Raw genomic sequence first — 19,116 nt, forward strand, 5'->3', positions numbered from 1 at the left:
AGTTTGCGGTGCGACTCGGTCCTGTGGGAGCGGAGCTTGCCCGCGAAGCTTTTAGCGGCTTCAAGGACGCCATCGCCGGCAAGCCGGACTCCTACAAGGGATTGTGCTCAACCCCGATAACGCGGCGTGACTGTTTACAGGCTCGGGAACGCGAACTGCGACGCTTCATGACTGGCACGTTGTGGCCAGCGCTGGGTGATCGCCTTGCGCCGGGTGTAGAAACGCACGCCATCCGGACCATAGGCATGCAGGTCGCCGAACAACGAACGCTTCCAACCACCGAAGCTGTGGTAAGCCACCGGCACCGGCAACGGTACGTTGACCCCGACCATGCCCACTTCGATCTCATCGCAGAACAAGCGCGCCGCCTCTCCGTCACGGGTAAAGATGCAAGTACCATTACCATATTCGTGATCGTTGATCAGTTGCATGGCCGCCTCCAGGCTGTTGACCCGGACGATGCACAGCACCGGCCCGAAGATCTCTTCCTTATAGATGCGCATCTCCGGTGTCACGCGATCAAACAGGCAACCGCCGAGGAAGAAGCCCTCCTCATGATCCTTGACGCTCAAGCCACGACCGTCGACCACCAGTTGTGCACCCGATGCCACTCCATCGGCGATATAACCACTGACCTTGTCGCGATGCTGACCAGTGACCAATGGCCCCATGTCCAACCCGCACGAAGTACCCGCACCGATCTTCAACGCCTTGATCTGTGGCACCAGCTTGGCCACCAGCGCGTCCGCCACCTGGTCGCCCACGCAAACGGCCACGGAGATCGCCATGCAGCGCTCGCCGCAGGAACCATAGGCCGCGCCCATCAAGGCACTGACCGCATTGTCCAGGTCGGCATCCGGCATCAGCACCGCATGGTTCTTCGCCCCGCCCAGGGCCTGGACACGTTTGCCGCGCTTGGTGCCCTCGGCATAGATGTACTCGGCAATCGGCGTCGAACCGACAAAACTCAGGGCCTTGACCTCGGGCGCCGCGATCAGCGCATCCACCGCGGTCTTGTCACCATGCACCACGTTCAGCACGCCCTTGGGCAAACCGGCTTCCAGCAGCAGCTGGGCGATCAGCAAGGTCGAACTCGGATCGCGCTCGGACGGCTTGAGGATAAAGCAGTTGCCGCACACGATCGCCAGCGGGTACATCCACAACGGCACCATCGCCGGGAAGTTGAACGGAGTGATACCCGCCACCACGCCCAGCGGCTGGAAGTCGGACCAGGCGTCAATATTCGGACCGACGTTACGGCTGTATTCACCCTTCAGTACTTCCGGTGCAGCGCAGGCGTACTCGACGTTCTCGATACCGCGCTTCAATTCACCGGCGGCGTCTTCCAGAGTCTTGCCATGCTCTTCGCTGATCAACTGAGCGATACGCGCCTCGTTCTGCTCCAGCAGTTGCTTGAAGCGGAACATCACTTGGGCACGCTTGGCCGGCGGCGTATTGCGCCAGGCCGGAAAGGCAGTCTTGGCCGAGTCGATGACTTGCTGGATGGTCTCGCGATCCGCCAATGGCACCTGATGGATAACCTGGCCGGTGGACGGGTTGTACACAGCGGCCGTGCGACCGGAATCGCTGACCAGTTGGCCGTCGATCAAATGTTGAATTGCGCTCATTGTGGGACTCCAGAACATGGGCATACAGAAGCGAGTCGCCTCGCTCCTGTCAGGGAATAACAGTGGCCTTCTATATAGAAGGATCAGTCGAGCTTGTTCAGCACTTCGCCGACCGCATCGAACAGGCGATCCAGATCCTTCGGCTGGCTGTTGAAGGTTGGCCCGAACTGCAGGGTGTCGCCGCCGAAGCGCACGTAGAAACCGGCTTTCCACAAGGCCATGCCGGCCTCGAAAGGACGCACGATGGCGTCGCCGTCACGGGCAGCGATCTGGATCGCGCCAGCCAAACCGTAGTTGCGGATGTCGATAACGTTCTTGCTGCCTTTCAAACCGTGCAAGGCATTTTCAAAGTGCGGCGCGACTTCGGCCACACTCTGTACCAGGTTTTCCTTTTGCAGCAGGTCAAGTGCCGCCAGGCCTGCCGCGCACGCCACCGGGTGTGCCGAGTACGTGTAGCCGTGGGGGAATTCCACGGCGTACTCAGGGGTCGGCTGATTCATGAAGGTCTGGTAGATCTCGCTGCTGGCAATCACCGCGCCCATCGGGATGGCACCGTTGGTGACTTGCTTGGCGATGCACATCAGGTCCGGGGTCACGCCGAAGCTGTCGGCACCGAACATCGCGCCGGTACGCCCGAAACCGGTAATCACTTCGTCGAACACCAGCAGGATATTGTGCTGGTCGCAGATTTCCCGCAGGCGCTTGAGGTAACCCTGTGGCGGCACCAGCACACCGGCGGAACCGGCCAGGGGCTCGACGAATACCGCCGCGATATTGGACGCATCGTGCAGTTCGATCAGCTTGAGCAGCTCATCGGCCAGGGCAATACCACCCTGCTCCGGAATACCACGGGAGAACGCATTGCTCGCCAACAGAGTGTGGGGCAGGTGATCGACATCCATCATCGCCTGGCCGAACAGCTTGCGGTTGCCGTTGACGCCACCCAGGCTGGTCCCGGCAATGTTCACCCCGTGATAACCGCGGGCCCGCCCGATCATCTTGGTCTTGCTCGCCTGGCCTTTCAGGCGCCAGTAGGCCCGCACCATCTTCACCGCGGTATCGGCGCACTCGGAGCCGGAGTCGGTGAAGAACACATGGTTCAGATTGCCCGGCGTCAGCGCGGTGATTTTCTCCGCCAGCTGGAACGACAGCGGGTGACCGTATTGAAAGCCCGGCGAGTAATCGAGGGTGCCCAGTTGCTTGGCCACCGCCTCCTGGATTTCCTTGCGGGTGTGCCCGGCGCCGCAGGTCCACAGCCCGGACAGCGAGTCGTAGACCCGGCGGCCCTTGTCATCGATCAGCCAGCTGCCTTCGGCGGCAACGATCAGGCGCGGGTCGCGCTGGAAGTTGCGGTTGGCGGTGTAGGGCATCCAGTGGGCATCGAGTTTGAGCTGGCTGGCCAGGGAAGCGGGGGCGTTTTCAGACATGTTCATGGGCGAAACCTCGCAGGGCAATAAGCGGCGCAGAAGTTGAAAGCGTTCTTGCAGCTAAATTGCCATGGCGATAAAGTCGGTGAAATCCAACTCTTCTAATGTTCAGTCAGCAGACCACTAAACTATATGACTCAGCTATGAGCAGCCGCCGTCCCGATCCCCTGGCACAAGTCAGCGACTTTGATATCCGCTTGCTGCGCATCTTTCGCAGCGTGGTGGAGTGCGGCGGCTTTTCCGCGGCGGAAACCGTGCTCGGCATCGGCCGCTCGGCCATCAGCCAGCAGATGAGCGATCTGGAGCAGCGTCTCGGGCTGCGTCTGTGCCAACGCGGACGCGCCGGTTTCTCCCTGACCGAGGAGGGTCGCGAGGTCTATCACTCGGCGCTGCAACTGTTGGGCGCCCTGGAGAGTTTTCGCACCGAGGTCAACGGCCTGCACCAACACCTGCGCGGTGAACTGACCATCGGCCTGACCGATAACCTGGTCACCCTGCCGCATATGCGTATCACCCATGCGCTGGCCCAGTTGAAGGAGCGTGGACCGGATGTGCAGATCCAGATTCGCATGATCGCCCCCAACGAGGTGGAACAAGGCGTGCTCGACGGGCGCCTGCATGTCGGGGTGGTGCCCCAGGCCAGCGCCCTGTCAGGCCTGGAGTACCAGCCGCTGTACAGCGAACGTTCACTGCTCTACTGCGCGGTGGGTCATCCGCTGTTCTATGTCGACGACAAGCAACTGGACGATGACCGTCTCAACGCTCAGGACGCCATCGCCCCGACCTTTCGCCTGCCGGCCGAGATCCAGGCGCATTACCAGGCGCTCAATTGCACCGCGAGCGCCTCGGACCGTGAAGGCATGGCGTTCCTGATCCTGACCGGACGCTATATCGGCTACCTGCCCGACCACTACGCCAGCCTCTGGGTCCAGCAAGGTCGGCTGCGCGCGCTCAAGGCCGGCAGCCGCTTCTATGACCTGAGCCTGGCTTCGGTGACACGCAAGGGCCGACGACCGCACCTGGTGCTGGAAAGTTTCCTGGAGAGCCTGGCGGCGACCCGCTGAGCGGATATCCACAGACCTACCCCCTTGTAGCTGGCTTGCCAGCGATGCCGCCCTCAAGGCCACCGCCGCTTAAAAGCCCAACTGCCAACAAGCCGGCGCCGGCAAAATATCGTCCCCAAGCCACTGCCGCAAATAGTTGCCCCGAAAGCGACAGAGTCGGCCTGGATCAAGGCTTTATATGATGACAGGACTTGTCTCAACCCCCTGGGTACGCTATCTGTGCACAGGTTACACCCACAGACCCGCTCGGAACTGCCTATGACCGTTGAAGCCCCTGCCCACGCCGGAAAGCCCGCCAGCCGAATTCGCCAGAAAAACCAGGAAGCGATAATCAAGGCCGCCGAAGACGAGTTCGCCCGCCATGGTTTCAAAGGCACCAGCATGAACACCATCGCCCTGAACGCCGGGCTACCCAAGGCCAACTTGCATTACTACTTCACCCACAAGCTGGGTCTGTACATCGCGGTACTGAGCAATATCCTCGAACAGTGGGATAACACCTTCAATCACCTCAGTGCCGAAGACGATCCGGCGCAGGCGCTGACCCGCTATATTCGCGCCAAGATGGAGTTCTCCCGGCGCCAGCCACAGGCCTCGCGGATCTTTGCCATGGAAATCATCAGCGGTGGCGAGTGCCTCACCGAGCATTTCAACCAGGACTACCGCGCCTGGTTCCAGGGCCGGGCGAACGTGTTCCAAGCCTGGATCGATGCTGGCAAGATGGACCCGGTCGACCCCGTGCACCTGATCTTCCTGCTCTGGGGCAGCACCCAGCATTACGCCGACTTCGCCACCCAGATCTGCCGGGTCACCGGCCGCCCGCGGCTGACCAAGCAGGATATGGAAGACGCCAGCAACAACCTGATCCATATTATCCTCAAGGGCTGCGGCCTGACGCCGTCACTCTGATCCTCCTGAACTGAAGCCGAATCCCGTATGCCTTTTACCCTTGCCGGCCTTTGCGAATACCGCGAGGAAATTCGCAAAAGCCGCTTTATCACCCTTGCCGCCCCGATCACCAGCGTTGCCGAAGCCCAGGCCTTTATCGAGCAACACAGCGACCTGGATGCCACCCACAACTGCTGGGCCTGGAAACTCGCCGACCAGTACCGCAGCAGTGACGACGGCGAACCCGGCGGTACCGCGGGCCGGCCGATCCTGGCCGCCATCGAAGCCCAGGATTGCGACCAGGTCGTGGTGTTGGTCATCCGCTGGTACGGCGGCATCCAATTGGGCACCGGTGGCTTGGCCCGCGCCTATGGCGGCGGCGCCAACAAGTGCCTGCAGACTGCCGAACGCCTGCCACTGATCAGCCGGGTCGCGCTGAGCTGCGCCTGCGGCTTCAGTGAACTGGCGCTGGTCAAGCTGCGGCTGGCCGAACTCGGCGGCCTGATCCTCGAGGAACAGTTCACCGCCAATGGCGTGGAACTGCAACTGGCGGTGGGCCAAGCACAGATCGATACACTGCAACGGCAACTGGCCGATCTCAGCCGCGGGCGCATTCTCTTGCAGCGCCAGGGGTAATCGACCCTCTGTCCACACTGACGGGACAGCCCCACCGGTTGCCCACAATCACTGTGCACCCGACTGTGGATAACCTGAGTACATCCGCCTGTAACCCTTCTGCAACGTGGCTTTGCGGGCGCTGATCAGTTTTTGTCCAATAACCCTTCAGCGACGCAAAATCGTCCGTTAAACAGAGAGTTACCGGGATTTATCGCGTTTGGAAAATAGCCAAATGGCCTTTATAGCCAAGCCGCGAGCTTGCACACAGATACTGTGGAGCAACCTGTGGATAAGCCGTGCAAGGGTGGCCGGGGCGCCGGTCCGGCCAAGCCTGCGGAGGATTGATCATTTTTCGATCAAAGCGCATCGAGCGATCTCGCCTGATCGAACTCTCCGCGTACCGGTAATAACTGCGCGCCCCCCCAGGCCAGTTCGAAGAACAGGAACACCGCGATGATCATGCTCGCCCCCTGGCTCAGGGCATACGCCTGCCAGGTCGCAAACAGCATCCGCCCCGCCGCGTCATAACGGCCGAAGGTCGGTTGCGGGTCGCGGATACGCAAGACCGCCCAGACGCAAACGATCGAGCCCAACAGGTTGGCCATCAACAGGTGCGCGGGCGCGAACGGCGGAAAACTGCCCGGCAGGTTCAGCGTCGCGGCCAGCGCCAACAACGCACTGTGCAGGGCGAGAAAACTCCAGGGCGTGACAAAGCCCGCCGTGACGATCAGGTCATACCAAGCGCTGGCCCGAACCAGCCGACGGTAGTGTGCCGGGCTCCACATACTGCATCTCCATAACCATTCAAGGAGCACAGAGGCTAAAGCCTGGAGTATGCTCCAAGGTCAAGCCTTTCCAGAGAACGAAGAGCATGCGTATCGGTGAACTGGCCCGGGCCTGTGCCGTCAGTTGCGACACCCTGCGTTTCTACGAGCAGCGCGGCTTGATCGTTGCCCAACGCAGCGCCAACGGCTATCGCGACTATCCTGCCGAGATGGTGCAACTGGTGCAGTACATCAAGACCGCCCAGCGTCTGGGCTTCAGTCTGGGCGAAATCGGCAGCAGCGTCGCCGGGGTGTGGAACGCGCCGGATGCCGACAGCGCGGTGACGCAACTGTTGCAAGACAAGCTCAGGCTGATCGAAGCACGCATGGCCGAGCTGGACGAGTTACGCCAGGAATTGCAGCATCGCCTGCAACAAAGTTGTCCTCTGAGAACTGGATTTTCATCTCACAAGGAGTTTGCTCATGAGCAGTAAGAATGCATTGATCATCGGTGCTTCCCGAGGCCTTGGACTCGGGCTGGCCCAACAACTGCTGGCCGACGGCTGGGACGTGACCGCCACCGTACGCGACGTCCACAAGGCCGATGCCTTGAAAGCCCTCGGCCCGGTACGCATCGAAGCCCTGGATATGGCCGATCACGCGGCGGTGAGCACCCTGGCGCAACACCTGGAAGGCCAGGTATTCGACTTGCTGTTCGTCAATGCCGGCGTCAAGGGGCCTGACGACCAGCGGCCGGGCAGCGCCGTGCTGGCGCAGATCGGCCAGTTGTTCATGACCAATGCCATCGCCCCCGTGGCCCTGGCCCAGCGTTTCGTCAGCCAGATCCGCCCGGGCAATGGCGTGATTGCTTTCATGAGTTCGGTCCTGGGCAGCGTGACCATGCCCGATGCGCCGAACCTGGCCTTCTACAAGGCGAGCAAGGCCGCACTGAACTCCATGACCAGCACCTTCCTGAGCGAAATCGAGGCACCAACCTTTACCGTCCTGTCGATGCATCCGGGCTGGGTGAGAACCGACATGGGTGGCGAGGGGGCGGACATCGACGTGGCCACCAGCGTTCGCGGCCTGGTCGACCAGATCAACGCCTATGCCGGCCGAGGTGGTCATCACTTCATCAACTACCGGGGCGAGACCATTCCCTGGTAAGCGGCCTGCCCCTGTAGGAGCGAGCTTGCTCGCGATGGACGTCAACGATGACGTGGGGAACCTGATGCTCCGCGGTGCCGGGGCCACCATCGCGAGCAAGCTCGCGCCTACAGGAGTCAAATTCAGCCTGGATTTAGTCAGTGTCTCGACGACATCTGTAGAATGTCCACCCACTGCACCTGATGAGAAAAACGACCATGTACGACTGGCTCAATGCCCTGCCCAAGGCAGAACTGCACCTGCACCTGGAAGGCTCGCTGGAGCCGGAGTTGCTGTTTGCCCTGGCCGAGCGCAACAAGATCGCCCTGCCGTGGAGCGACGTGGAGACCTTGCGCAAGGCCTATGCCTTCAACAACCTGCAGGAATTCCTCGACCTCTACTACCAGGGCGCCGACGTCCTGCGCACCTCCCAGGACTTCTACGACCTGACCTGGGCCTACCTGCTGCGCTGCAAGGCGCAGAACGTGATCCACACCGAACCCTTCTTCGATCCGCAGACCCACACCGACCGGGGCATTCCCTTCGAAGTGGTGCTCAACGGCATCGCCGCCGCCCTCAAGGATGGCGAACAACAACTGGGCATCAGCAGTGGCCTGATCCTCAGCTTCCTGCGTCACCTCAGTGAAGACCAGGCACAGAAAACCCTGGACCAGGCGCTGCCGTTCCGTGACGCCTTTGTCGCGGTCGGCCTCGACAGTTCGGAAATGGGTCACCCGCCGAGCAAGTTCCAGCGGGTCTTCGACCGCGCCCGTGACGAAGGCTTCCTGACCGTCGCCCACGCCGGCGAGGAAGGTCCGCCGGAGTACATCTGGGAAGCCCTCGACCTGCTGAAGATCCAGCGCATCGACCACGGCGTGCGGGCCATCGAGGACGAGCGGCTGATGCAGCGGATCATCGACGAACAGATCCCGCTGACCGTCTGCCCGTTGTCGAACACCAAGCTCTGCGTGTTCGATCACATGTCGCAGCACAACATCCTCGCCATGCTCGAGCGCGGCGTGAAGGTCACGGTGAACTCCGATGACCCGGCCTACTTCGGCGGTTATGTGACCGAGAACTTCTACGCCCTGCACACTCACCTGGGCATGACCAAGGAGCAGGCCCAACGCCTGGCGCAGAACAGCCTGGATGCGCGGTTGGTCAAACCCTGACCCCACCCTGCAGGAGCCAGCTTGCTGGCGATGAGGCCCGAAAGACTTACATCGCCTATTCGGCCGTCATCGCCAGCAAGCCGGCGCCTACAATGACCGTGTTCAGCCTTATACCTCTGCCACCTCGTTCAGTTCCTCCAGTGCCCTGCCTTTGGTTTCCATGCCAAAACGCCAGACCAGCGCCGCCGCAATCACGAAGCACAGCGCTCCCAGGGCAAATACCCCGCCCTGCCCCATCACCGGAAACACCAGCCCGGTTACCAGCGGCCCGAGCAACGAGCCGATCCGTCCCACCGCCGAGGCGAAACCGGAACCCGTGGCCCGCGCCGACGTCGGGTACAACTCCGGCGTGTAGGTGTACAACACCGCCCACATGCCGAACAGGAAGAACTGCATCAACAACCCCGAGCCCACCAGCAGACCGACATTGCCGCCGAACACCGCGCTCTGCCCGTAGAAAAACGCCATGACCCCGCCGCCGAGCAAGGTGACGATGCACACCGGCTTACGCCCCCAGCGTTCCACCAGCCAGGCCGCCATCAGGAACCCCGGAATCCCGCCCAGGGAAATCAGCACCGTGTAATACACCGACTGTGTCACCGCGAAACCCGACTGCTGCAGCAAGGCACTGAGCCAGGAGGTCAGGCCGTAGAAGCCGAGCAGGGCAAAGAACCAGACGCTCCAGATCATCATCGTGCGCTGGCGGTACAGCGGTGACCACAGTTGTTGAAAAGCCGAAAAGAAACTCGGCGCACGGTCCACGCCACGGGGCAGGCGCAGCGGGATCGGCAACGACGTGCGCTTGAGCGAAGTGCGCACTCGCGCCTCGATTTCGCCCAGCACCTTGTCCGCCGCCGCATGATGCCCGGCCTGCTCCAGCCAGCGCGGTGACTCGGGGATGAAAAAGCGAATCGCCAGAACAAACACCGCCGGTATCGCCAGCACCAGGAAGATGTCCCGCCAGCCCACCAGTGGCAGCAGGAAATACGACAGCAGCCCCGCCGCAACAAAGCCAAGGGGCCAGAAGCCGTCCATCAGTGCGATATAACGTCCACGGCGCTTGGCCGGAATCAGTTCCGAGAGCATCGACTGGGCAATCGGAAACTCCATACCCATGCCGAACCCCAACAGGATGCGAAACAGCGTCAGGCTCTCGACGGTCTGCGCGGTGGAACACAGGTAGCTGGCCAGCCCCCAGAGCACGATGCTCCACTGGAACACCGGCTTGCGCCCGAAGCGGTCGGCAAGCAGACCCGACAGCGAAGCGCCGACCACCATGCCAAAAAAGCTCGAACTGGCCAGCAGACCGGCCTGGGCACTACTGAGGGCAAACTCGGCTTTGATCGAGCCAAGCAGAAAAGTCATCATCGCCAGGTCCATGGAGTCGAAGAAAAACGCCAGGGCAATGATGATGAAAATCAGCCGGTGATAACCGCTGATGGGCAAGCGTTCCAGTCGTTCCGCCGCGCTGTAGCCTTGAGCTTCCATGGGATATCCCTCGATTCGAATCTTCGATCGAGTGTGCGGTATCGTCAGCGGGGCTGGTTTCTGGTTACGACCTGTTCGCAGTCTTGAGCGACGCCCGCCGCATCCGTGCGGCAGGCCACTGGGGTTCAGCCAGCCAATTCGAGCTCGACTTCACTGGCCAGCTTGTCGATCTGCCGCTGCCCGAGCGCGGACACCTGCAAGGCCCGGGAATCTTCCCGCGAGGCCAGCCAGCCGGATTGCAGAAACAGTTGCAGCAGCCCGGCACCCAGCGCCCCACCCAGGTGGGGGCGACGTTGCAGGTCGTGGCAGACACAGGCGATCTCGCGCTGCCCATGGGCCAGCGCCTGGATGTACAGGCCGCGCTCGGCCAGGCGCGCCGCGCCCTTGCTGGTGACCCGCAGCCGCAGTTCCTGTTGTTCGACCCAGCCCGCCGCCAGCAGGCGCTGGTACAGCTCGCCGGCCAGCTCCCCTCCCAGATGATCGTGGCAAACCCGCGCGTGACGTAGAGCGTCAGCGTCAGGGGCCAGGGCCTTCACCGCATGCGCCATCGCCAGCGGCGCACTGGCCAATGAAGCGCTGGCCAAGGCTTGCACCGCCGTACCGACTTCCGGGGCGGCGAGGCGGAAGAAACGCTTGCGCCCGCGCTCCTCGATCCGGACCAGGCCACCCGAACTCAGGCGCGCCAGGTGGGCGCTGGCCGAGGACAGCGACAGGCCCGTGCACAGGGCCAACTCATCGGCAGCCCGGGCGCTGCCATCCAACAACGCCCACATCATTGCACTGCGCTTGGGGTCGGCAAGCAACGTGGCAATCTGACTGACGCAAGGTGCATATTCCATGTCTTCACTCCCTGTTGAAACACTGATCGAACGCACACGGGGCATACTGAGGAGTAATCCCGCCCAAGCCAAGACGCGAAAATGCCAAAAACCGGGGGATTTTTTCGTCGTTTGGTAATCAACGGCGGCGAATGAAACAAGATGCGTAACCCGCCGCGAGGATATTGGATCCAATGTCTTCAGCCTAAACCACAATATGCGGGGAGCCGACCTTTATTCCTGAACGGGTTGTAACAGAACCTCTTTGAGATCGGCCCGTCTCATATCCGGGAAACCGGCGCCAGGCGCCCGAGTTGGGCGCATCGCCGGCTCAGCATCTCGCGCAACAAGTTCACCGGCTTACTCAATTGAGCGCGATGGGCGCACAACAAATTCAGCGGAGCACGCTCACAGCGCAGCTCCGGCAACAGCACCTGCAAGCGTCCCGCGAGAACATCGGCCGACACATCCAGCCAGGATTTGTAGGCGATACCGACCCCGGCCACGGCCCAGCGCCGCACCACATCGGCGTCGTCGCTGAAACGATCGCCGCTGACGGTCAGGCCGACTTCGCGCTTGCCATCGTGAAAACGCCAATGGTCATGCACCCGACTGCTCAGCATGTAGAGCAGGCAGTTGTGCTGCGCCAGTTGCGCCAACGTGCGCGGTTCGCCGTGCCGCGCCAGATAGCTCGGTGCCGCGCACAGCACCCGGTGGTTGTCCGGCGCCACAGGCAGCGCCACCAGGCTGGAGTCCTCCGGCTCGCCATAACGCAAGGCAATGTCCACCGGCTGGCGGAACAGATCGGCAATGCGGTCGCCGAGCAGCAGGCGCACGGTCAGTTGCGGGTGCTCGCGCTGGAACTCGTCCAGCCAGGGCAGCAGCAGGTTACGTCCGAAGTCCGAGGGCGCCGACAACTGCAAGACCCCGCTGACCTGATCCTGGCCACGGGCCAACAACCGGCGTCCCTCATCAAGTTGGCTCAACGCGCCCCGGGCATATTCCAGGAAGCCCTCGCCTTCAGCCGTCAGTCGCAGGCTGCGGGTCGAGCGCGCCAGCAGGCGCGCGCCCAGTTGCTGTTCGATCCGTTTCAGCGCGGCACTGGCCACCGCCGCCGACATGTCCATGACCCGCGCCGCCGCCGACAAGCTGCCCAGGTCGGCGGCCCGGACAAACAACTGCAAGTCATCGAAACGCAGCATGGAGGCCTCGGCATTATCAAAAAAATATTGAAAGAGCCTGCTGTTTTAGCCGGTTTTATCTTCAAGTGAAATAGCCAATCATGGCGCCATCGAAATCATTGCCCGCTGGAGTTTTCACATGAAAGCCATCGCCTTCTATGCATCCCTGCCCGTCAACGACCCGCTGTCCCTGCAGGACATCGAACTGCCCGCCCCGGTCGCCGGTCCCCGTGACCTTCTGGTGGAGGTCAAGGCCATCTCGGTCAATCCGGTGGACACCAAGGTCCGCCAGTTCATGCCCGCGGAAAACGGTGAAGCCAAGGTGCTCGGCTGGGATGTGGCCGGCGTGGTCAAGGCAGTCGGCAGCAACGTCAGCCTGTTCAAGGTCGGCGACCCGGTTTTCTATGCCGGCTCCCTGACTCGCCCCGGCGCCAACAGCGAGTTGCATGTAGTGGATGAGCGCATCGTCGGGCACATGCCGAAAAGCCTGGGTTTTGCCGAAGCCGCCGCCTTGCCGTTGACCGCCATCACCGCCTGGGAGCTGCTGTTCGAACGCCTGCAAATCGCCGAGGACAAGGCTGATCAGGGCCAGAGCCTGTTGATCGTCGGCGCCGCCGGTGGTGTCGGTTCGATCCTGACCCAGCTCGCCAGCCAGTTGACCGGCCTGAAAGTCATCGGCACCGCTTCGCGCGCCGAAACTCGGGACTGGGTAAAAGCGCTGGGCGCCGATCTGGTCATCGATCACCGCCGGCCGCTGAGCGAAGAACTCAAGGCCCACGGCCAGGCGCAGGTGACCCATGTCGCCAGCCTGACCCAGACCGACAGCCACCTCGACCAACTGGTCGAAGCCCTCAAGCCCCAGGGCAAGCTGGCGCTGATCGACGACCCGAAAGGCCTCGACATCAGTAAACTCAAGCGCAAGAGCCTGTCGTTGCACTGGGAGTTCATGTACACCCGCTCGATGTTCGAGACCGACGACATGATCGAACAGCACAACCTGCTCAACCGCGTTGCCGAACTGATCGATGCCGGCGTGTTGAAAACCACGCTGGGCGAACATTTCGGCCAGATCAACGCCGCCAACCTGCGCCGTGCCCATGAGTTGCTGGAAAGTGGCAAGGCCAAGGGCAAGATCGTGCTGGAAGGGTTCTGAGTCGAATCCCGCGCACCTGTCGACCTGACAGCACACCATCCTGTAGGAGCCAGCTTGCTGGCGATGAGGCCCTTGAGCCTTGCAGCGCCCATTTGCACGCCATCGCCAGCAAGCTGGCTCCTACAGGGTTTTCGGCGTTTGCAGAAACGCGGACTCATGAGACAGGTTTGCTCCTGCAAAAAAATCAGAGCAACCACCAGTCAGATGATTGAGCCAGGTCATCTGCAAGCAGAAAATCGGCGCTACAATCGTACCCTCACTGCTGTTTTGGTTTTAATGCAGTCATTTTCAAGCAACAGAGAATGAGTCGTTACCAACAGGAGGAAGTCCGCAATGAATATACTGCTCAAAGAACTGCCCAGGTCCCACGGCAATCAATGGCAGGTCCGTCTGGACCAGCACGTGGTGACCTTCCGTAGCGAATCCGAAGCCCGCGCCTTTGTCAGCACCCTGCAAGCCAGGTTGCAGGCCCCCCACGCTTTCCCCGAACACCAACAACGCGCCGTCGGTTGATCCCGCGCCGGGAACCTAGCCCTGGATGACTCGCGCGTTCTGCACGCGGCGAGTCGACATGGCCAGCGTGACCACCAGTACACCGCACAGGCTGATGACCAGAGCCATCGGCACGGCGCTGCCATCGTGCAGCACTCCGACCAATGACGCGGCAGCCGCCGCCACGCCGAACTGCAGGCAACCCAGGGTTGCCGACGCGCTGCCGGCGCGCCCGCCCTGGCCGTTCATGGCACAGGCCGAGGCATTGGGCAGGATGCAGCCCAGGCTGGAAATACAGATGAACAGCGGTACCAGCAACGGCCACAACTGTTGCGGGTGCAGACTGCTGATGGCCAGCAGCGCCAGGCCGGCAGCCAGGTAGACCCACACCGCGCGCACCAGCAGAAAGGCCGGGCCGCGCTTGGCCAACAAGCGCGCATTGACCTGTGCCGTCAGGATAAAACCCGCGGCATTGGCGCCGAACAACCAGCCGTAGTGCTCGGCCGGTACGCCATAAAGCTTGATGAACACGAACGGCGAACCGGCGATATAGGCAAACATCCCGGCGATCGCGATGCCGCCGGTCAGGGCGTGGCCGAGGAACAGACGGTCGCCCAACAACCGGCCGTATTGGCGCAACGCCCCCGACAACGGCGGACGTGGGTGATTGGCCGGCAGGCTCTCCGGCAGGCCAAGAATCACCGCGATGGCCGCCAAGGCACTGAAGATCGTCAGGGCGATAAAGATCGAATGCCAACCATAGAGATTGACCAGCACGCCACCGAGCATCGGTGCCAGGATCGGCGCCAACCCCACCACCAGCATCAGTTGCGAAAAGACCTTGGCCGACCCCACCGCATCGCATTTGTCGCTGACCACCGCACGGGAAATCACCATTCCGGCGCAGCCGCCCAGGGCCTGGACAAACCGCGCGCCAATCAGCCATTCCAGGCTCGGGGCGAAGGAGCAGGCCAGGGAGGCAACGGTGAACAGCGCCACCCCCACCAGCAACGGCAGCCGCCGACCGAAGCGGTCGGCCACCGGCCCATAGGCCAACTGGCCGATGGAGAGACCGAGAAAATACACCGCCAGGGTCAGCTGGATATGTTTTTCATCGGTACCGAAGGCCGTGGCCATGGCCGGGAAGCCCGGTAGGTAGAAGTCGATGGCCAGGGGCGCGAAAGCGCTCAGGGCACCAAGAATCAGGATGGTTCGCAGGTTCATCTGGTGTCCAGGGAAGATCGGCGCGGATCGCTAGTCTAGCGGCGCAAGGAGGCCTTGAACATTCTGATAGGTCGCTAACTATTAAAAAAACCGGAACAGCGCACGATCTGTAGATACCGGCTTGCTGGCAATGAGGCCAGTAAGTCCTGCGTCGATTATCCGGCCGCCATCGCCGGCAAGCCGGCTCCTACAGTTGACCGCGCTGGCCGTGTTGGCCGTGTTGGCCATGTTGACCGTGGTAACCGTGGTGACCGTGGTGACCGTGGTGACCGTGCTGACCATGGTGACCGCGTTGAACGTAGTGGCGGCGGTATTTAGCGGATCCGCGTCAAACCGCCAGCTTCGCCTCATAACCTTCTTCGCTGATGGCGCTGAGCACTTCCTCCGCCGACAGCCGACTGCTGCTGACGCCGACCTCCTTCGCCGCCAGGTCGACTCGCACATCGGCCGCCGGATCCCGGGCCTGAACCGCCTGGGTAATGGCCCGTACACAGTGACCGCAGGACATACCCTGGACATTGAAGACTTGCATGACACAGCTCCTTTCATGGGGGAATGTTTGCAGTCTCAAGCTTGCCACCGTGGCAAGGTCAAGTTCCTGATGACACTGCCGGGCTGGCATTTAACGCGAGCCTGCGCCAAGCTTCGGCATCGACGATCAATCCGTAGGAGATTCAGCCATGCGCTGGTCAGCATTCAGCCTGTTCGGCCTTCTCAGTATTTTCGGTGCGAGTCCTTTCGCCAGTGCGGCCGGAGAGAACTACGCGGTACTGATCATTTCTCGCGAGCGCCTGGAAGTCTCCACCTCCTGCGAGATCGGCATCTACCTTCAGGACCAACTGTCCGCCCGGCTGTTCCAGGAACAATCCACCTCCTTCAACCTGCCGCCTGGCAATGTCTCCATCCGCTTGAAATTCTTGCCCGGACAGACTCCGGGCTGCGAAGCCGGCATGCTCACCACCCCCGAACAGGTGATCAAGCTCAGCGGCGGCGATGTGCGCAAGTTCGCCATCATCGGCGGCCCGGAAGGCCTGCGCCTGAAACAGGTGTCGCTGGGCTATCAATAAGGGCTTGACCTTGCCAATGGGGCAAGGTTGATCCTTGGGGCAACTTCTCCAGGAGTATTGCCCATGCTCGCCTCCACCCTCTTCGACCTGCCGATCGCCGGCATGACCTGCGCCAGTTGCGCCGGTCGTGTCGAACGCGCCCTGAGCAAGGTCGCCGGCGCCAGCGCCGTCAGCGTCAACCTCGCCACCGAACAGGCCCGTGTCCAGGCCCCGGCCGATAGCCTGCCGGCGCTGCTCAGCGCCATCGAGCAAGCCGGCTACAGCGTGCCCACGCACAGCCTGGAACTGGATATCGGTGGCATGACCTGCGCCTCCTGCGCCGGCCGGGTCGAACGAGCCTTGAGCAAGGTACCCGGCGTGCAGCGGGTCAGCGTCAACCTGGCCAGTGAACGCGCCCATCTGGATCTGCTCGGCCAGGTCGATCCGCGCCTTCTGATTGTCGCGATCACGAACGCCGGCTACACCGCCCACCTGCGGCAAAGCGAGGCCGCCGTCGCCCAGGACCAGCAACGTCGTCTGCGCCGCGAGCGCTTGTCCCTGCTGTTGGCGATTGCCCTGGCCCTGCCACTGGTGGTGCCGATGCTGATCCAGCCGCTGGGCTACCACTGGATGCTGCCGGCCTGGCTGCAATGGGCCCTGGCCACCCCGGTGCAGTTTATCTTCGGCGCGCGCTTCTATGTCGCCGCCTGGAAGGCGCTCAAGGCCGGGGCTGGCAATATGGACCTGCTGGTCGCCCTCGGCACCAGTGCCGGTTATGGCCTGAGCCTGTATCAATGGGCCAACGCCACCCCCGGCAGCATGCCCCATCTGTACTTCGAAGCCTCGGCGGTGGTGATCGCCCTGGTGCTGCTGGGCAAGTACCTGGAAAGCCGCGCCAAGCGCCAGACCGCCAGCGCCATCCGCGCCCTGGAAGCCTTGCGTCCGGAGCGGGCGATCCAACTGATCGACGGCCGCGAACAGGACGTCGCCATCAGTGCCCTGCGTCTCGATGACCTGGTGCTGGTCAAACCCGGCGAACGTTTCCCGGTGGACGGCGAGGTGGTCGAAGGCCGCAGCCACGCCGATGAAGCGTTGATCAGCGGAGAAAGCCTGCCGGTACCCAAGCAACCCGGCGACGCAGTCACCGGCGGGGCCATCAACGGTGAAGGTCGGTTGCTGGTGAAAACCCGGGCGCTGGGCACCGAAACCGTGCTGGCGCGGATTATCCGCCTGGTGGAGGACGCCCAGGCCGGTAAGGCACCGATTCAGAAGCTGGTGGACAAGGTCAGCCAGGTATTTGTCCCGACCGTCCTGCTGCTGGCCCTGGCGACATTGATCGGCTGGTGGCTGCACGGCGCGCCGCTGGAGACTGCGCTGATCAATGCCGTGGCCGTGCTGGTGATTGCCTGCCCGTGCGCCCTGGGCCTGGCGACGCCGACGGCGATCATGGCCGGCACCGGCGTGGCCGCGCGCCATGGCATCCTGATCAAGGACGCCGACGCCCTGGAGCGCGCCCATGAAGTCAGCACCGTGGTCTTCGACAAAACCGGCACCCTCACTTCCGGCGCGCCACGCATCGCCCACCTGAGCGCCACGGCCGGTGACGACGACAACGTGCTGCAACTGGCCGGCGCCCTCCAGCGTGGCAGCGAACACCCCCTGGCCAAGGCGGTGCTGGACGCCTGCGCGGAACGCGGCCTGACCCTGGCGGAGGTGAATGACAGCCGCGCCCTGAGCGGTCGTGGCATCGCCGGTCGTCTCGGCGAGCGCGCCCTGGCCCTGGGCAATCAGCGCCTGCTCGACGAAAGTGGCCTGGACGCCGGCGCGTTGGCCGAATCGGCGAGCGCCTGGGAAGCCGAGGGCCGGACCCTGTCCTGGCTGATCGAGCAAGGCCCGCAACCGCACGTGCTCGGTCTGTTTGCCTTTGGTGACACACTCAAGCACGGCGCCCTGCAAGCCATCCAGCAGCTCAAGGCCCGGCAGATCGGCAGCCACCTGCTGACCGGCGACAATCGCGGCAGCGCCAGGGTGGTCGCCGAGGCCCTCGGTATCAATGATGTTCACGCACAGGTGCTGCCGGCGGACAAGGCAGCCATCGTCGCCGAGCTGAAGCAGCACGCCGTGGTGGCGATGGTCGGCGACGGCATCAACGACGCCCCGGCGCTGGCCGCCGCCGATATTGGCATTGCCATGGGCGGCGGCACCGATGTCGCCATGCACGCGGCGGGTATCACCCTGATGCGTGGCGATCCGCGACTGGTGCCAGCAGCCCTGGAGATCAGCCGCAAGACCTATGCGAAGATCCGCCAGAATCTGTTCTGGGCTTTCGTCTATAACCTGATCGGCATTCCCCTGGCCGCCTTCGGCCTGCTCAACCCGGTACTGGCTGGAGCGGCCATGGCCTTGTCCAGCGTCAGCGTGGTGAGCAATGCGTTGCTGCTCAAGACCTGGAAACCGAAAGATCTCGACTGAAGGAGTTGTCATGAATATCGGCCAAGCAGCCCGCCAGAGTGGCCTGAGCGCGAAGATGATTCGTTACTACGAGTCCATCGGCCTGCTCAAGGCCGCCAACCGCACGGACAGCGGCTACCGTTTGTACAGTGCGCAAGATTTGCATAGCCTGGCGTTTATCAAACGTTCCCGGGACCTGGGTTTCTCCCTGGAAGAGGTCGGCAGGTTGCTGGCCCTCTGGCAGGACCGCCAACGCGCCAGCGCCGACGTCAAGGCCCTGGCGCGTCAGCATATCGAGGAATTGAGCCGCAAGATCGAGGAACTGGCCAGCCTGCGCGACACCTTGCAGGATCTGGTGGAGCACTGCCACGGCGACCATCGGCCTGATTGCCCGATCCTCAAGGACCTGGCGTCGGGGGGTTGCTGCAATTGAAAAATCCGGCTTCAGTCGCGATGCTATCCACTTAAAGCCAAACACAAATCCTGTGGGAGCGGGGGGGGGGGGGGGGGGGGGGGGGGGGGGGGGGGGGGGGGGGGGGAGGGGGGGGGGGGGGGT

At 62.7% G+C, this 19,116-nt stretch carries 20 protein-coding genes; 11 read left to right on the forward strand and 9 right to left on the reverse strand.

Annotated elements, in window-relative coordinates; genetic code table 11:
- Nucleotides 1-134: 134 nt before the first annotated feature.
- Nucleotides 135-1,628: a CoA-acylating methylmalonate-semialdehyde dehydrogenase gene (locus AC07VG_RS26230; RefSeq protein WP_495022155.1), complete on the reverse strand. Its 1,494-nt coding sequence runs from the start codon at nucleotides 1,626-1,628 to the stop codon at nucleotides 135-137.
- 83 nt (nucleotides 1,629-1,711) lie between these two features.
- Entirely contained in the window at nucleotides 1,712-3,061 is a 1,350-nt protein-coding gene (gene aptA, locus AC07VG_RS26235) for an omega-aminotransferase AptA (RefSeq protein ID WP_495003597.1), read from the reverse strand.
- Nucleotides 3,062-3,198: 137 nt separating this feature from the next.
- Between aptA and AC07VG_RS26240 the strand changes: the two genes are divergently transcribed.
- The 3 genes from AC07VG_RS26240 (at nucleotide 3,199) to AC07VG_RS26250 (ending at nucleotide 5,643) form a co-directional block, all read left to right on the forward strand.
- Nucleotides 3,199-4,119, forward strand: a complete 921-nt coding sequence (locus AC07VG_RS26240) for a LysR family transcriptional regulator (protein ID WP_040064038.1) — start codon at nucleotides 3,199-3,201, stop codon at nucleotides 4,117-4,119.
- A gap of 258 nt (nucleotides 4,120-4,377) precedes the next feature.
- Complete coding sequence (locus AC07VG_RS26245; RefSeq protein WP_495003596.1) at nucleotides 4,378-5,028, forward strand: TetR/AcrR family transcriptional regulator; 651 nt, start codon at nucleotides 4,378-4,380, stop codon at nucleotides 5,026-5,028.
- A 27-nt stretch (nucleotides 5,029-5,055) separates the two neighbouring features.
- A complete protein-coding gene (locus AC07VG_RS26250; protein WP_495022156.1) occupies nucleotides 5,056-5,643 on the forward strand; it encodes an IMPACT family protein in 588 nt (195 codons plus the stop codon).
- 338 nt (nucleotides 5,644-5,981) lie between these two features.
- Here AC07VG_RS26250 and AC07VG_RS26255 read toward each other — a convergent pair whose 3' ends face one another.
- A complete protein-coding gene (locus AC07VG_RS26255) occupies nucleotides 5,982-6,410 on the reverse strand; it encodes a hypothetical protein (RefSeq protein WP_495003594.1) in 429 nt (142 codons plus the stop codon).
- Nucleotides 6,411-6,496: 86 nt separating this feature from the next.
- Here AC07VG_RS26255 and AC07VG_RS26260 point away from each other — a divergent pair, with 86 nt between their 5' ends.
- The 3 genes from AC07VG_RS26260 (at nucleotide 6,497) to AC07VG_RS26270 (ending at nucleotide 8,707) form a co-directional block, all read left to right on the forward strand.
- Nucleotides 6,497-6,883, forward strand: a complete 387-nt coding sequence (locus AC07VG_RS26260) for a MerR family transcriptional regulator (protein WP_495003593.1) — start codon at nucleotides 6,497-6,499, stop codon at nucleotides 6,881-6,883.
- Complete coding sequence (locus tag AC07VG_RS26265) at nucleotides 6,873-7,556, forward strand: SDR family oxidoreductase (RefSeq protein WP_495003592.1); 684 nt, start codon at nucleotides 6,873-6,875, stop codon at nucleotides 7,554-7,556. Before AC07VG_RS26260 ends, AC07VG_RS26265 begins: the two co-directional genes overlap by 11 nt.
- A gap of 197 nt (nucleotides 7,557-7,753) precedes the next feature.
- A complete protein-coding gene (locus AC07VG_RS26270) occupies nucleotides 7,754-8,707 on the forward strand; it encodes an adenosine deaminase (RefSeq protein WP_495003591.1) in 954 nt (317 codons plus the stop codon).
- 108 nt (nucleotides 8,708-8,815) lie between these two features.
- Here the strand turns inward: AC07VG_RS26270 and AC07VG_RS26275 are convergent, their stop codons facing one another.
- From AC07VG_RS26275 to vimR, 3 genes are all read right to left on the reverse strand, one after another.
- A complete protein-coding gene (locus AC07VG_RS26275) occupies nucleotides 8,816-10,195 on the reverse strand; it encodes an MFS transporter (protein ID WP_495003590.1) in 1,380 nt (459 codons plus the stop codon).
- A gap of 125 nt (nucleotides 10,196-10,320) precedes the next feature.
- Nucleotides 10,321-11,034: an ArsR/SmtB family transcription factor gene (locus AC07VG_RS26280; protein ID WP_495003589.1), complete on the reverse strand. Its 714-nt coding sequence runs from the start codon at nucleotides 11,032-11,034 to the stop codon at nucleotides 10,321-10,323.
- Nucleotides 11,035-11,294: 260 nt separating this feature from the next.
- Complete coding sequence (gene vimR / locus AC07VG_RS26285) at nucleotides 11,295-12,215, reverse strand: transcription regulator VimR (RefSeq protein WP_495022157.1); 921 nt, start codon at nucleotides 12,213-12,215, stop codon at nucleotides 11,295-11,297.
- A gap of 118 nt (nucleotides 12,216-12,333) precedes the next feature.
- On the opposite strand from vimR, the gene AC07VG_RS26290 reads away from it, so the two are divergent.
- Together AC07VG_RS26290 and AC07VG_RS26295 are read left to right on the forward strand one after the other, a co-directional pair.
- The gene (locus AC07VG_RS26290; protein WP_495003587.1) at nucleotides 12,334-13,347 is read left to right on the forward strand and encodes a zinc-binding alcohol dehydrogenase family protein; all 1,014 of its coding nucleotides are present in this window, start codon (nucleotides 12,334-12,336) and stop codon (nucleotides 13,345-13,347) included.
- A gap of 333 nt (nucleotides 13,348-13,680) precedes the next feature.
- Nucleotides 13,681-13,860, forward strand: a complete 180-nt coding sequence (locus tag AC07VG_RS26295; RefSeq protein WP_495003586.1) for a hypothetical protein — start codon at nucleotides 13,681-13,683, stop codon at nucleotides 13,858-13,860.
- Between the two features lie 15 nt (nucleotides 13,861-13,875).
- Here the strand turns inward: AC07VG_RS26295 and AC07VG_RS26300 are convergent, their stop codons facing one another.
- From AC07VG_RS26300 to AC07VG_RS26310, 3 genes are all read right to left on the reverse strand, one after another.
- A complete protein-coding gene (locus tag AC07VG_RS26300) occupies nucleotides 13,876-15,063 on the reverse strand; it encodes a multidrug effflux MFS transporter (RefSeq protein ID WP_495022158.1) in 1,188 nt (395 codons plus the stop codon).
- Between the two features lie 81 nt (nucleotides 15,064-15,144).
- The gene (locus tag AC07VG_RS26305; protein ID WP_495022159.1) at nucleotides 15,145-15,345 is read right to left on the reverse strand and encodes a hypothetical protein; all 201 of its coding nucleotides are present in this window, start codon (nucleotides 15,343-15,345) and stop codon (nucleotides 15,145-15,147) included.
- Between the two features lie 46 nt (nucleotides 15,346-15,391).
- On the reverse strand, nucleotides 15,392-15,595 hold the full coding sequence (locus tag AC07VG_RS26310; RefSeq protein WP_495003583.1) for a heavy-metal-associated domain-containing protein: 204 nt from the start codon (nucleotides 15,593-15,595) through the stop codon (nucleotides 15,392-15,394).
- Nucleotides 15,596-15,743: 148 nt separating this feature from the next.
- Between AC07VG_RS26310 and AC07VG_RS26315 the strand changes: the two genes are divergently transcribed.
- From AC07VG_RS26315 to cueR, 3 genes are all read left to right on the forward strand, one after another.
- Nucleotides 15,744-16,130: a hypothetical protein gene (locus AC07VG_RS26315; protein WP_495003582.1), complete on the forward strand. Its 387-nt coding sequence runs from the start codon at nucleotides 15,744-15,746 to the stop codon at nucleotides 16,128-16,130.
- A gap of 63 nt (nucleotides 16,131-16,193) precedes the next feature.
- A complete protein-coding gene (locus AC07VG_RS26320) occupies nucleotides 16,194-18,581 on the forward strand; it encodes a heavy metal translocating P-type ATPase (protein ID WP_495003581.1) in 2,388 nt (795 codons plus the stop codon).
- A gap of 10 nt (nucleotides 18,582-18,591) precedes the next feature.
- Nucleotides 18,592-18,993, forward strand: a complete 402-nt coding sequence (gene cueR / locus AC07VG_RS26325) for a Cu(I)-responsive transcriptional regulator (RefSeq protein WP_495003580.1) — start codon at nucleotides 18,592-18,594, stop codon at nucleotides 18,991-18,993.
- Nucleotides 18,994-19,116: the final 123 nt, after the last annotated feature.

The sequence above is a fragment of the Pseudomonas sp. GW821-FHT03C07 genome, from assembly GCF_059420925.1.

What these genes read in the sequence shown, in the direction of transcription:
- AC07VG_RS26230 (WP_495022155.1), bottom strand. Translation starts at nt 1,628, where the DNA reads ATGAGCGCAATTCAACATTTGATCGACGGCCAACTGGTCAGCGATTCC.
- aptA (WP_495003597.1), bottom strand. Translation starts at nt 3,061, where the DNA reads ATGAACATGTCTGAAAACGCCCCCGCTTCCCTGGCCAGCCAGCTCAAA.
- AC07VG_RS26240 (WP_040064038.1), top strand. Translation starts at nt 3,199, where the DNA reads ATGAGCAGCCGCCGTCCCGATCCCCTGGCACAAGTCAGCGACTTTGAT.
- AC07VG_RS26245 (WP_495003596.1), top strand. Translation starts at nt 4,378, where the DNA reads ATGACCGTTGAAGCCCCTGCCCACGCCGGAAAGCCCGCCAGCCGAATT.
- AC07VG_RS26250 (WP_495022156.1), top strand. Translation starts at nt 5,056, where the DNA reads ATGCCTTTTACCCTTGCCGGCCTTTGCGAATACCGCGAGGAAATTCGC.
- AC07VG_RS26255 (WP_495003594.1), bottom strand. Translation starts at nt 6,410, where the DNA reads ATGTGGAGCCCGGCACACTACCGTCGGCTGGTTCGGGCCAGCGCTTGG.
- AC07VG_RS26260 (WP_495003593.1), top strand. Translation starts at nt 6,497, where the DNA reads ATGCGTATCGGTGAACTGGCCCGGGCCTGTGCCGTCAGTTGCGACACC.
- AC07VG_RS26265 (WP_495003592.1), top strand. Translation starts at nt 6,873, where the DNA reads ATGAGCAGTAAGAATGCATTGATCATCGGTGCTTCCCGAGGCCTTGGA.
- AC07VG_RS26270 (WP_495003591.1), top strand. Translation starts at nt 7,754, where the DNA reads ATGTACGACTGGCTCAATGCCCTGCCCAAGGCAGAACTGCACCTGCAC.
- AC07VG_RS26275 (WP_495003590.1), bottom strand. Translation starts at nt 10,195, where the DNA reads ATGGAAGCTCAAGGCTACAGCGCGGCGGAACGACTGGAACGCTTGCCC.
- AC07VG_RS26280 (WP_495003589.1), bottom strand. Translation starts at nt 11,034, where the DNA reads ATGGAATATGCACCTTGCGTCAGTCAGATTGCCACGTTGCTTGCCGAC.
- vimR (WP_495022157.1), bottom strand. Translation starts at nt 12,215, where the DNA reads ATGCTGCGTTTCGATGACTTGCAGTTGTTTGTCCGGGCCGCCGACCTG.
- AC07VG_RS26290 (WP_495003587.1), top strand. Translation starts at nt 12,334, where the DNA reads ATGAAAGCCATCGCCTTCTATGCATCCCTGCCCGTCAACGACCCGCTG.
- AC07VG_RS26295 (WP_495003586.1), top strand. Translation starts at nt 13,681, where the DNA reads ATGAATATACTGCTCAAAGAACTGCCCAGGTCCCACGGCAATCAATGG.
- AC07VG_RS26300 (WP_495022158.1), bottom strand. Translation starts at nt 15,063, where the DNA reads ATGAACCTGCGAACCATCCTGATTCTTGGTGCCCTGAGCGCTTTCGCG.
- AC07VG_RS26305 (WP_495022159.1), bottom strand. Translation starts at nt 15,345, where the DNA reads ATGGTCAGCACGGTCACCACGGTCACCACGGTCACCACGGTTACCACG.
- AC07VG_RS26310 (WP_495003583.1), bottom strand. Translation starts at nt 15,595, where the DNA reads ATGCAAGTCTTCAATGTCCAGGGTATGTCCTGCGGTCACTGTGTACGG.
- AC07VG_RS26315 (WP_495003582.1), top strand. Translation starts at nt 15,744, where the DNA reads ATGCGCTGGTCAGCATTCAGCCTGTTCGGCCTTCTCAGTATTTTCGGT.
- AC07VG_RS26320 (WP_495003581.1), top strand. Translation starts at nt 16,194, where the DNA reads ATGCTCGCCTCCACCCTCTTCGACCTGCCGATCGCCGGCATGACCTGC.
- cueR (WP_495003580.1), top strand. Translation starts at nt 18,592, where the DNA reads ATGAATATCGGCCAAGCAGCCCGCCAGAGTGGCCTGAGCGCGAAGATG.